Source organism: Marinobacterium lutimaris (genome assembly GCF_900108065.1).
GTDB lineage: Bacteria > Pseudomonadota > Gammaproteobacteria > Pseudomonadales > Balneatricaceae > Marinobacterium_D > Marinobacterium_D lutimaris.
The window spans coordinates 57,828-70,280 of record NZ_FNVQ01000010.1; the positions used below are offsets into that span (position 1 = coordinate 57,828).

The window sequence follows — 12,453 nt, forward strand, 5'->3', positions numbered from 1 at the left end:
ATCTCATTTAATACCAGCTTGGCGCATTATGTCATAATTGGCGCCAATACCGACAGGTATTTTCCTTACAACGAGCCGGTGTAAAATGCAGCGCGTTACAGCAGGGACGAATTTTCTAAGGAAACCGATGACAAACGTCAAGAAAACGCTGACTGACCAGGCCACCCAGGATCTGGTCGCCCGCCTTAAGCAAAAGATCACCAACGGCGAGTATCGACCGGGCGAATGGCTTAAGCAGATCGACATCGAGCAGACGTTCCAGGTTAATCGATTTACCGTCCGGTCTGCTTTCAGCGAACTTCAAAGCAGCGGCTTCCTCCACCACGAGCCCTACAAGGGCTACCGTGTTATCGAACACTCTTTGCAGGAGCGGATCGAGCTGACAGCAGCGCGTGAAGTGGTTGAATGCGCGGCCGCCGCAAACGTGCTCGCCAATATCGATGCCGCCGGTATAGAGCGGCTTGAGTCCCTGGCCGAAGCTTTTCTGCAAGCTGTTGATGACGACCTATTTGAAGAGATGTTCCGGATTAATGCAGAGTTCCACCGCTGCTTCAATGCCTACTATCGCAACCAGCATCTCTCCCAGATGATCTCTGACCTTAGAGAACGCGGTGTTGGCAGCGCCAATCGTGGCTGGTCGAAAAAAACCATCCAGCGCGACAGCGCACTTGATCACATCAACATGGTGCAGGCACTTAAAGAGAAAAACCTCGTGCGCCTTCAGGCCGTTATCCATACCCATCTTAACCGCTGGCGCCAGGCCTATCCCGAGCTCATGCGCAGCTGAGAGCACGCCTTAACCCACGCACTTATGATAAAACGAGTGCGAATCATTATCATTATATTGTATTGGCGCCAATTTAGTCCTACTATCGCTTCCGTATTGTGTTGAGCACTCGGAATTCGCAGACCCATAGCCTCCCCTTTTGACGGGGTCTGCCACTTTCGAGTGTTTCGCAGCTTCTGAATCTACTACGAGGACAGCAGTAAGATGAGCGCCGCACTCCGACAGACAGCCCCGCGTTTCAAAAGAAAAGCCCTATTTTATGGATGCCTGGCAGCTATGATGACGTCAGCTGTCCAGGCCGAAACCTCGATGGACGCGATCGTCGTATCCGGTGACTGGCTCGGAAGCGGCAGCGAGGAAGAGGTAAAGACCTACCCCGGTGCACGGGATGTCGTTACCCAGGAAGAGCTGCATGAACGCGGCGCTCTCAACCTGGAAGATGCATTGCGCAGCACTCCAGGGCTTCAGGTTCTCGATGAGACCGGCACCGGCATATTGCCCAACATCGGGGTACGCGGCATGAACCCCTTGCGCAGCGAAAGGGTACAGTTCCTTGTCGACGGCTACCCTATCGCAATCGGGCCTTACACCAACGTGGGCGTATCTCTCTTTCCGGTCACCCTGCCTAGCGTGGAGAGCATCGACATAGTGCGTGGTGGTGCAGCCGTACATTACGGACCGAATAACCTGGGCGGCGTAATAAACCTTCATACCCGACCTATTCCACGAGAGCTCGAACAGACAGTACGAGAGCAGATCACCATCGCCGAAGAAACCGGCCATGTGCTGAACGACTTTTACTACCGCATAGGCGGCGCCGTTAACGAAGACCTCGCCCTTCAATTCCAGATCAACACCCAGAACGGCGACGGCGCTCGAGATCACTCGGATACTGATGTATCGAATTTCATTCTGGATGCCCAGTACACGCCGAATGATCAAAACGAGATTACCGCGCAGCTGCAATACTACGATGTGGATGCAGAACTGCCGGGTGCACTGAGTGCCCAGGCATACAAGGACGATAGCACCCAGTCTCAACGCCCCTACGACGCCTATGACGCTGACATGCTTCGCGGCACATTGACCTGGACCTACACCCCGAATAACGATGTTGAATTCCAGTGGCGTAACTTTGCTCACGACGCAGACCGCACCTTCTTTTTCGGTCAGCGCCTAGGCACCGGTGATCACTGGGCCGACCCATCCCTGGAGTCGACCCATGTCGCGGACTCACCCCGCTTGTTCACTGTGTACGGTACCGAGCCACGCCTGACGCTATGGAACGGCAATCACAAAATGATCTTCGGCGCGCGCTACATCCGCGAAGAGGTTGATTTCGACGTTAACCGCCTGGAACTGGCCACCGGCGCATACAGCAACGTACGCGACTGGAATTTTGAGACCGATGCCTGGGCCCTCTATGCCAGCGATACAATTTTCATGATGGATGACCGTTTCGAGCTGACCCCGGGCATTCGTTATGAAACGGTTCGTACCGACTACTCCGATGGTATTTCCGGGTTTGAGGATGACAATAACGTCGACGAGGTACTCCCGGGCCTGACGCTGGGTTTCCACGCCACCGATAATGTTTTCCTGTTTGCGAACACCCAGCGCTCATTGGTACCGGTTCAGACTGCGCAGGTCACCAAACCTGGTGAGGTGGGTAATGAAACCGCCTGGAACTATGAAATCGGCGCCAGACTGCAAGCAACCCACAACCTGGATATTGGCGCTACGCTCTTCCGCATTGAACACGAAGATCTGATCCAGTACGACAGACCCAGCGACAGCTATCAGAACCTGGGCGAAGCTCGCTCTCAGGGCCTGGAGCTTACTGGCTCCTGGCAGGCAAGTGAGCGCCTGACACTGGAAGCCAACTACACCTACCTTGATACCGAGCAGCTATCCGGTGACTACAAAGGCAACGAGCTGGCGAACGCATCACGCCACCACTTGGGGGCGAGTGCGCATTACCAGTACGGTCTATGGCAGGCGAGCCTAAGTGGTACCCACGTCAGCGAAAGCTATACCGATGCCGCCAACACCAAGGACGAAACGGCAGATGGCAGCGCAGGCAGACTCCCAGCTTACACACTCGTAAACGCGCGTGTTGCACGTGACCTGGAGCTTGGTGGCGACAAACAGTTGCAGCTCGCACTGTCCGCCAACAACATGCTTGATGAGGAGTACTATTTCCGTGGCGCAGATGTGAGCCCAATCGGCCGCATTCCAGGTCAGGGACGCTCGTTTATCCTTTCTGCACAAGTCGACTTTTAATCCAAGCTCCCTGGCCTAGTACTGGCTGGGCCAGGGGATAGATTCGGATTTATCTTACTCAGCCATGTCGGCACTCGGACCTTGGCAAAGCGGTCCCTGTCCGGCAGGTGGTTTGGTTATTGATTTGTGCCATTAGCCCGCCTGAGCCACGGCGCGCCGAATGACGACTTTGGGTCGCCTGTTGCCCTGTTCCCTACACTTCATACCCCCTACCTAACGAGGTTCAGGAGGTATGCCATGAACACGTTAACCAGAAAATCCGCCTGGAACAAAGGCAAACTGGTTGGTCAGAAACGTCCTCTTCAGCTCCATGAAATCTGGGCGATTCGGATTCGACTGCAACTGGCAGGGAATCTGCGGGAGCTCGCACTGTTCAATCTTGCGATCGACAGTAAGCTCAGGGCTTGTGATCTCGTCCGGCTGCGAGTCGTCGACATTGCACACGGGAGCGCAATTCAGACGCGCGCTATAGTGCTTCAGCAGAAGACAGGTACCCCAGTTCAGTTTGAGTTGACTACACAAACACGCGATGCGGTTTCAGCCTGGCTTGAGCAGTCAAAAGCTCAATTAAACGATTTCTTGTTTCTCAGCCGAAACCACGGGTCTGAACATATATCCACTCGACAGTACGCTCGTATCGTAAAGAGATGGATCACCAGCATCGGCCTAGACCCGTCAGCGTATGGCACTCATTCGCTCAGGCGCACCAAGGCAGCTCTGATCTACAAACGCACCAGAAACTTGAGGGCCGTCCAACTCCTTCTGGGACATACCAAGCTCGAAAGCACCGTGCGGTATCTCGGCATAGAAGTAGATGACGCGCTGGAACTCGCGGAGCAAACTGAAGCATAGAAAGGATTCTGGTACGACCAGGGAGGTAGTACCAAGGGTCTTTGCGGACGTTCGACTAGCAGGTCTCCATACCATCTATCGGCACAAAGCGGTCGTTCGAAATACCAATGGGTGATCGATTCTAGAGCCTTTGGACATCTGGAAAACTATGGGCGATACAGAGATCCATAACGCCTATGAGTCCGCGACCTGAATCTGCACAGAAAAATCAAGCACGCTGCTCGCACTGCCACCGACAAAAACACCGCTGACCGGCAGCGTATCCTGTGCATCTGCCGCCGCTGCGATGGTCACATGCGTATCGGCAAGCATATATCCGTGAGTTGGGTCCCATCCGCGCCAACCCGCGCCCCGCAGATACACCTCTGGCCAGGCATGCAGATCCCGGCGGTCGCGCTGCAGATCGCCTTTCTGGTAGCCGCTGGCAAAGCGCGCTGCCAAACCCTCGGCCCGGCAGCAATCGACAAACAGGACGGCGAGATCGCGACAGGCGCCACGTCGGGTGCGCAAGGTGAATGCAGGCGCCTGTGGCGCGCCGGAGTGACGATGGATCTGGATAAATTCGTCGTGCAGGTAACGATTGAGACGGTCCAGGAATCGCAAGGTATCGCGGTTCACGCCCAGGCTGAGTTCCGCCGCGAAAACGGTCACCGCATCGTCCGCCCATCCGCGTTCCAGATAGGCCCTGGCGCAGATCGCATCCTGATTGTGACTTATCGGTAACCGCATCGTTTCTGGCGCCAACAGGAAATCGAAAGCGTTCTTCCGCAGTGTCTGGACCTGCATGCTGACCTCGATTTCGAAATATTGGGTTTCGCCGTCAAACCATACCTGGGTGACATGATTGCCCTCCAGATCGAGATGTTCATTCTGCCCTTGAGGTGCAGGACTGATGTTAAGCTGATGAGCGACGACCCGCTGCGAGCCGTCGCAGCGTGGGAAAAAGCGCAATTTCTGTGGGCTCAGCCGTACGGGTTGAGAGTAGGTGTAGTGGGTACGATGTTGGATGTTAAATAGCAAGCTGGCGATCCTCGTCGGCACATGATTGAAGGTTTCCAGCTTCCTGCTCAGCGTCAGTCATGAAGCTGTTCGACCCGCACTGTCTGTGCCGTGGCGAAAGAGGCGGGGCCGAATTGATTGAACACCGCGACATCGGCGGCATCACGCCCGTAGCCAAGTGCCACATATCCGCCTCGTAACGCTGACTGCGTGGCATCAAAGGTATACCAGCGGCCACCCACGTAGGCCTCGAACCAAGCGTGCAGGTCCATAGGGTCCAAATGATGTAGATAACCCACAACCATGCGCGCCGGAATGCTGAGACTGCGGCACAAAGCGATGCCGAGATGTGCCAGATCACGACAGATACCGACTTGCCGGGTGTTCACCTCCACGGCGGACAAGGTGGCACTGGTGCTGCCCGGCACGTAGCTGAATGCGCTACGTAACCAGGCCTCTATCGCCGCAACCTGGTCGTATCCCAACAGCTGCCCCGAGGTGATTTCGGCGGCCATTTCGTTGAAATGATCAGACTCGCAGTAACGACTCGGCAGCAGATAGCAAAGCACTCCATCCGGCAGATACTCCACATTCACAAAAGGCGCGCCAGGAGCCCTGTCGACGCCATCTGCGACCATTATGTCAGCCACCGTGTGGACCGAAAACGCTCCTGGGGGAGCAACCAGTCGTTGGCACAGGTTGCCGTAACCATCGGTGAATTCGAAAACCGGCACGACGGGTTCGATGTTGTATTCCTCACGCGCAACCCATTGATTAGCGCCGCTACGCGGCCGCAGCATGAGAATAAACGGGGTCGGCACTGCAATATCGAATGTTAAGTCACAACTGGCACGTAACCACATTTGGTTCCTCCTTGGAGAATAGGTATCCGCGACCGGATAAGGGCTCGAACAGCAGTTTGCCGATGCTCAGCAAAGCCCTGTCGACATGCGGACGAGAGATGGTCGGACCGCCGGGAATTCGGCAAAACGCCAAGTATCGCCGGATTGATTCGGGCTCTTCCCCAAAGGCCGTGGGATAAACTTCGGAATAGTTAACCAACACGCCGCTGTACCGGCTAGCAGCACGGCGAAAGGTGGTAATGCCATATCGTGGGTCTACGCCCTTGCATTACTGCGGGAGCGCTACAAGCAAAACACCCCGGTACGACTGTTTCAATATAGCACGCTTAGGTCATCCCCAGGCTCTCCGGGTGAACATCCTGACCTGCCGAGACCTCATGATCGGCCGTTCGATCACGGTGCCGAAGTCGATCCTCCAGCTACGCGAACACAAGGATGACGATGCGGAATATACGTCTTTCCACCCCATCCGGAGACCCGAATCGTGTTATCTCTGGAATCGACGTCTAGACTTTCAAGTAAGGGTATCTTGTAAGTAACGGTATCTTGCATTCGAGCGGATTCGTCAGCTCTCAGGTTGATATCAACAGTCTCCAAGAGGTGCTAGGTGTCAAAGGCGAGAAAGCGGTCCATAACGACCGGCTGATCCAGTAGCAACCACACGCGGACTTCGGCGCTGATGCTATATCATTAATCGCACAACGGGAGAGAAAAGCAGATGCTGTATTTTGCTGCTGTATTTTTTATCGTCGCGGTCATCGCGGGATTACTGGGTTTTACCGGTGTCGCCGCCGGCGCTGTCGAGATTATCAGAATCCTGTTTGTATTCTTTGTCGCACTGTTTGTCGTGTCGCTGGTTATAGGACTGAAACGCCACAGATGACGCCGAAACTGCGTAGCGCCGGCACCGGTGTTCCGAACCGCACCAAGCAGGCATCGGCATTTCGCCCGCCCCTGCCGGAAGATGAATATGCACACCTCAGACCGGGCAAGAGCATCACTGCTGCAGGTTACTGACGAGCCGCGACCGACCGCTGCCGGAGGGCGTGCGGCGCACAATTACGCCGCACATACGCTTTGCTCTTCCGTGTTCGCCGACCGATTGAGTACACCTCATGACCGATGATCCGCAGCCTGAACCGTCTTACACCCGACTGCCGCCGGCCTACGTGAATCGGCTGCTCCAACCTTTTACCCGTTTTCTGCACATCGAGGCCGCCGGCGGCGCCGTACTGCTGCTGTTCACGGTCGCGGCGCTGGCCCTGTCCAACTCCCCCTGGGCCCATCCTTTTCTGGAGTTCTGGGAGATCGAGAGCGGGTTTAACGTCGGGAGTTTCGAGTTCGCCCGCTCGCTGAAGGAGTGGATCAACGATGGCCTGATGACGCTGTTTTTTTTCCTCGTCGCGCTGGAGCTCAAACGTGAACTGGTATTGGGTGAGCTGAGCAAGCCTCGCATGGCCGCGCTATCCATCGCGGCGGCCGCAGGTGGCATGCTCGTGCCGGCATTGTTGTACCTGGCACTGCAATGGGACCAACCCGGGGTAGCGGGCTGGGGCACCGTGATGGCGACGGACACAGCCTTTGTCATCGGTTGCCTGGCACTACTGGGCTCACGCATTCCGCCAAGCCTGCGTCTGTTCATGCTTTCATTGGCGATCATCGACGATATCGGGGCCATTCTTGTCGTCGCGATCGGCTACAGTGGCGACCTCTCCTGGGGCGCACTGGCGCTGGCGGCGGTCGGCATTGCGGCTATTCGAGCAATGGCGAACATAGGTTTTCGTGGTTTTCCGCTCTACTTTCTGGTGGGAGTTCTAGTTTGGTTGCTGGTAGATGCATCCGGTATTCACGCCACCATCACGGGCGTCGTTCTCGGGCTGATGACGCCGGCACGCCGCTGGGTCAGCGACGAACGTCTGTATGCCATACTGAATCAAGTCGTCGCGCACCCAGCCGATGAGCTGGGAAGCGGCGATACCCGGCACCGGCAAACATTGCTGACGGCAGAAATCGCCGCGCGTGAAACGCTGTCACCGGTCGAAAGGCTGGAGATGGCTCTACACCCCTGGGTCGTTTTTGTCATTTTGCCGCTGTTTGCATTTGCCAACGCCGGTCTGTCATTGTCGTTTGACGAACTGGACGGCTCCATCAGCGTGGCCGTGTTCTTCGGTTTCGCGCTCGGCAAGCCCATTGGCATTATGGTGTTCAGCTGGCTGGCTGTACGCACCGGTCTTGCGACCCGGCCGCCGGACCTCAGTTGGAGACTGCTGGCCGGCGGCGGGCTGCTCGCCGGGATTGGTTTTACGATGGCACTGTTCATAGCCAACTTGGCTTTTGACGCGAGCCTGATTGACAGTGCCAAGTTGGGCATTCTGCTGGCCTCGGTCACCTCCGCGACGGCGGGCATCGCGCTCTTGCTGACCCAGCGCGCGGCACCTCCTGGGAGAGGATCATGATTCGAGAATCAGCATCGCGTTCGCCCGAGCTCGTGACAACCCGTTTTGATGCCATTTTGCAGAGCCTCGGAGCTGCGCCAAACCTCGACCTCGCCTTGCTGGGTATCGTCAAGGACGTGCGCGATCTCTTCCAGGTCGACATCTGCTTGCTCTACCTGTCAGATCCAGTGCGGCTAGATGCGCAGCGACTGATGGTCTGGGACGGCCTCGGAGATCTTGCCGCACCGCCCGCATTCGCCGACACGCTGGCCAACCTCGTGGCTGAGCGTTCAGAACCGGTTAACCTTTGCGATAGCAAGGCCTTGCCCGCTCAACTGGATGCCAATTGCCACGTGTATCTCGGTGTCCCCATCATGCATCAGGGGGCGCTGTTGGGCACACTGATTGTGCAACAAACGGCGCAATCCCGGTTCAGCGAATCCGAGCAGGCAGCGCTAGCTACCTTGGCGGCGCAAATCGCAGGTGGCATCCAACTGGCCAAAGCCCGCAGCAGCATCAACGCCAGCGCTTCCGGCAACGTGCCGACAGGCCCTTTGTTCGAGGGCGTCATTGGTGCACCGGGTATCGCCACCGGTACCGGACATGTCATCTACGCCAGGTCGGAGCTCGCCCAGATTCCAAATCGTGATGTAGCCGATATCGAATCCGAGATAGCGGTCTTTCAGGCGGCTGTCAGCCGCGTTGCTGGTGAACTGGACCGGGTAGCCGAGGAACAAGGAGGGGGGCTAACGGCGGAAGACCGCACACTGTTTCGCGTCTACGCCATGATTGCCCGCAGCAATGAACTGGTAACAAGCACGCTGGCCGGCATCCGCAGCGGCAACTGGGCTCCCGGTGCTCTGCGCGATAGCATCCAGGAGCATGCTCGCTATTTCGAAGCCATGGAGGACCCCTATCTCAGGGAGCGGGCCGATGACATTCGCGATATCGGTCGTGCCCTGCTCAACGAGCTGCAGACGCTGGAACCGGCTGAGGAGCGCTATCCCGCACGTACCATACTCGTCGGTGAGGACCTTAGCCCTCTGGATCTAGCCGCCGTTAAGGGCGTGCGTTTGGTAGCGGTGATCTCGGGGCACGGCTCAAGGCTGTCACACCTTGCCATTCTGGCACGCTCCATGGGTATCCCGGCGGTAATGGGCCTTGCCGGCACTCTCCCTCTCAATAGTCTTCACGGTAAGTCGCTGATTGTCGACGGTTATAAGGGACGGCTCTGCATCGAACCTGATGTCAGCTTGAAACGGCAATATCGGAGCCTTGCTGCGCGCGAACGCAGACTGTCAAAGACGCTCCGTCATCTGCGCGACCAAACGGCCCAAACCCTAGATGGCTTCCGAATTCCGCTGTATACCAACGCAGGCCTGCTGTCCGATCTCAATCCGTCGCTCGCCGCTGGCTCCGAAGGCATCGGCCTTTACCGTACCGAATATCCCTTCATGGTACGCGACAGCTTTCCGACCGAAGAGGAGCAGTACACCCTTTACCGAAAGGTACTCCAAACCTTTCATCCTCGACCTGTGACACTGCGGACGCTGGATATTGGCGGAGACAAACCACTGTCCTACTTCCCGGTACAGGAAACGAATCCGTTCCTCGGCTGGCGCGGCATCCGCATTTCGCTCGATCATCCTGAGATGTTTCTGACCCAGATCCGGGCCATGCTCAGGGCAAGCAGCGGATTGAACAACCTAAGCCTGTTGTTGCCTATGATCAGCCGGGTCGAAGACCTGGACGAGGCTCTGATACTGATACAACGGGCCCGTCAGCAGCTGGAGCAGGAGGGGTTGAGTATCACGCAGCCTCGTCTGGGAGCCATGATCGAGGTACCATCCGCCGTCTACCAGGCCGAGGCACTGGCTAGGCGGGTGGACTTTCTCTCTGTCGGGACCAATGATCTGATTCAGTACCTGCTCGCAGTCGACCGCAACAATGAGCGTGTCGCGCGCTGGTTCGATGCTCTGCATCCCGCCGTGATTCAGGCATTACTTCGCATCATCCGCGCCGGCAAGCAAAGCAGCACACCGGTCAGTGTCTGCGGCGAGGCGGCCGGTGATCCTGCCGTGGTACTGTTGCTGATCGGTATGGGTGTCAGCAGTCTCAGCCTGAGCGCCGGCGACCTGCCGCGAATCAAGTGGGCTATCCATTCGTTAAGCCGGCGCCAAGCCAGAGCTTTGCTGCGGCAGGTGCTGCAACTGGAGCAGGCCAGTGCTATACGCTCACTGCTGACACAGGCTCTCGTCGACGCGGGTCTCGACACTCTGATGCATCCTGGCAATCTCGACTGATAATGCTGCGGATCCAAAGGGCTCTTCCTGCTCGCAGAGCAAGAGATCCTACCCACCAAACTTAAGATTGACACCTATCGAATACCCTCTAAATACCCGCGACCTAAAGTAAAAAAGACCAACCCGCTTAACCAAGATTTCCCCATTTTAGTGATACTGAAATGGGATAAGGGTCATGGGGCATGACTGACCGCTTTGGGTCCAGACCGTGTGAAAACTGACTTTTTCTGTCGTCCTTGGCAGCATTTTAGAGAGCATTTTGGCCTAAAGAGGGCTCTCGGCTCTTATGTCCGGAGCAGCTCCTGGAACTTTGTAACCCCAAAGATCGCGATGAGGCGTTTCAGGTTGTATGCGAGGACGTGAAGGCTCATTTCTGTCGCTACTTTTGTCTTCGTCTTGGTCAGAAAGTGTGTCGCACCCATCCAGCTCTTTATCGTTCCAAAGGGGTGCTCAACCGTTCGCCTTCGGATCTTCGATGCTTCAGGGTTTGCATCAATCCGGGCCTGCATCTCGTCGAGAATATCCTCATATCCCATCCGACTTATCCTGCGGTAGATCGAGGGTGTGCACTGCGCTTTGATCGGGCAATGTGGACAATTGGATGACCAGTATTTTTTGACCACCGCCCCTTTCTCCTTACTATCGAAACGGTAAATCGCACGCTCCCCTGCCGGGCATTCATACTCGTCATCCTTCGCTACGTAGATAAAGTCCCGTTTATCAAAACGGCCCTCACTTTTAGCCCCCGATGTTCTGGGCCGAGGCACTAACGGGATCGCGCCACTATTATGGGTGGCGAGTATTTGTTCTCCGCTGAAGTAACCCCTGTCCGCATAGACGACTGGCCGACTCAGGCCCGTTGCTTCTTTCCCTTGTTCAGTCATCGCGGCAAGTGCATAGCGATCATGTCCTTCTGTCGTTACTTCATGCGCAACGATCATGTGGTGCTGGTCATCCACTGTTGTTTGAACGTTATAGCCGACGAGACCTGTCCCCTTGCCCCTTGTAGCCATCGCACGCGCATCCGGATCTGTCATGGAGATTTGGTTATCTGGCATTAACGGGAGCTTTTCCTCAATCGCCTTGAGCTTTACCAGCAGAGATTTCGCGGCTTTAAGGCAGCGACCAAGATGATCGACGCGCTCTTTAGGAAATACCTCGGCACGTCGGTCTGCAAAGTCTAAATCATCGAGGTAGCGAGCTATCCGCTTTTCTGTTTGTTCCATCCGAGCCTTGAGCTTCGCAACCGTGTAGTTGTTATCTTTGCTGTTCACGGCCTTGAACTTGCTGCCATCGATAACCAGGGCTGAGTCAGTGAACATGCCGATGTTCTTGCAGATGACGATGAGCTGAGCGCAAACCTTCTTGATCGCTGGACCATTATCACGTCGGAAGTCTGCGATGGTTTTGAAGTCGGGACTGAGTCTTCCTGACCTGCTCCCCACTTTCTAATCCATGAAGCTCTTAGTAATGTTCATCACAGAGAAGGACGATGAGCATGAAGAAGCGATTCACAGAAGAACAGATCATTCCGATCCTGAAAGAAGCGGAAGCAGGTCTCCCGGTCAAAGAGCTGTGTCGTAAATACAGCATCTCAGATGCCACGTTTTATACATGGCGCAAAAAGTACGGCGGCATGGATGTGTCAGAGGCACGTCGTCTTAAGGCCCTGGAAGACGAAAATGCGCGGTTGAAGAAGCTGCTAGCGGAAGCGATGCTTGATACCGAAGCCTTAAAGGCTGCTTTGGGCCGAAAGTACTGACCGTCGGGAACAAGCGCGAGGCCGTGCGCACGATGCGATCTGAGACACCGATATCGGAGCGTAGGGCCTGTTCACTCGTCGGGTTATGCCGCGCCACACAGCGCTATGAGTCTCGCTACTCCGCCGAGAATGACGCGTTAACCGAACGCATCCGGGATATCGCGTTTGC

Annotated in this window: 10 protein-coding genes and 1 pseudogene; 8 read left to right on the forward strand and 3 right to left on the reverse strand. The window is 56.1% G+C overall.

The features are described from left to right. The first annotated feature begins 127 nt into the window (after positions 1-127). From C4S72_RS25015 to C4S72_RS25025, 3 genes are all read left to right on the forward strand, one after another. Positions 128-787 (forward strand): GntR family transcriptional regulator, encoded by a 660-nt coding sequence (locus tag C4S72_RS25015; RefSeq protein ID WP_160115594.1) that lies wholly within the window; start codon positions 128-130, stop codon positions 785-787. Between the two features lie 276 nt (positions 788-1,063). Next, positions 1,064-3,070, forward strand: coding sequence for a TonB-dependent receptor family protein (locus C4S72_RS25020; RefSeq protein ID WP_235009269.1), 2,007 nt, complete (start codon positions 1,064-1,066; stop codon positions 3,068-3,070). A 237-nt stretch (positions 3,071-3,307) separates the two neighbouring features. Next, positions 3,308-3,922 carry a tyrosine-type recombinase/integrase gene (locus C4S72_RS25025; protein WP_104005938.1) on the forward strand — a complete coding sequence of 205 codons (615 nt, stop codon included), beginning with the start codon at positions 3,308-3,310 and terminating at the stop codon, positions 3,920-3,922. A gap of 174 nt (positions 3,923-4,096) precedes the next feature. Here C4S72_RS25025 and C4S72_RS25030 read toward each other — a convergent pair whose 3' ends face one another. Both C4S72_RS25030 and C4S72_RS25035 read right to left on the reverse strand, forming a co-directional pair. Beyond that, entirely contained in the window at positions 4,097-4,942 is an 846-nt protein-coding gene (locus tag C4S72_RS25030; RefSeq protein ID WP_146071939.1) for a transglutaminase family protein, read from the reverse strand. A 53-nt stretch (positions 4,943-4,995) separates the two neighbouring features. Then, positions 4,996-5,784: a transglutaminase domain-containing protein gene (locus C4S72_RS25035; protein ID WP_104005940.1), complete on the reverse strand. Its 789-nt coding sequence runs from the start codon at positions 5,782-5,784 to the stop codon at positions 4,996-4,998. A gap of 718 nt (positions 5,785-6,502) precedes the next feature. Here C4S72_RS25035 and C4S72_RS25040 point away from each other — a divergent pair. From C4S72_RS25040 to ptsP, 4 genes are all read left to right on the forward strand, one after another. Continuing rightward, on the forward strand, positions 6,503-6,667 hold the full coding sequence (locus C4S72_RS25040) for a DUF1328 domain-containing protein (protein ID WP_104005941.1): 165 nt from the start codon (positions 6,503-6,505) through the stop codon (positions 6,665-6,667). After that, positions 6,664-6,801, forward strand: coding sequence for a hypothetical protein (locus tag C4S72_RS25860; protein ID WP_160115595.1), 138 nt, complete (start codon positions 6,664-6,666; stop codon positions 6,799-6,801). The genes C4S72_RS25040 and C4S72_RS25860 overlap by 4 nt, the downstream gene beginning before the upstream one ends. Positions 6,802-6,899: 98 nt before the next feature. After that, positions 6,900-8,240 carry a Na+/H+ antiporter NhaA gene (gene nhaA, locus C4S72_RS25045; protein WP_104005942.1) on the forward strand — a complete coding sequence of 447 codons (1,341 nt, stop codon included), beginning with the start codon at positions 6,900-6,902 and terminating at the stop codon, positions 8,238-8,240. Then, positions 8,237-10,522, forward strand: a complete 2,286-nt coding sequence (ptsP, locus tag C4S72_RS25050) for a phosphoenolpyruvate--protein phosphotransferase (protein WP_104005943.1) — start codon at positions 8,237-8,239, stop codon at positions 10,520-10,522. Before nhaA ends, ptsP begins: the two co-directional genes overlap by 4 nt. Positions 10,523-10,806: 284 nt before the next feature. Here the strand turns inward: ptsP and C4S72_RS25055 are convergent, their stop codons facing one another. Beyond that, positions 10,807-11,967 (reverse strand): IS1182 family transposase, encoded by a 1,161-nt coding sequence (locus tag C4S72_RS25055; protein WP_104005944.1) that lies wholly within the window; start codon positions 11,965-11,967, stop codon positions 10,807-10,809. Between the two features lie 53 nt (positions 11,968-12,020). On the opposite strand from C4S72_RS25055, the pseudogene C4S72_RS26115 reads away from it, so the two are divergent. Further along, positions 12,021-12,453: pseudogene (locus C4S72_RS26115) on the forward strand (transposase); the annotation flags it as partial.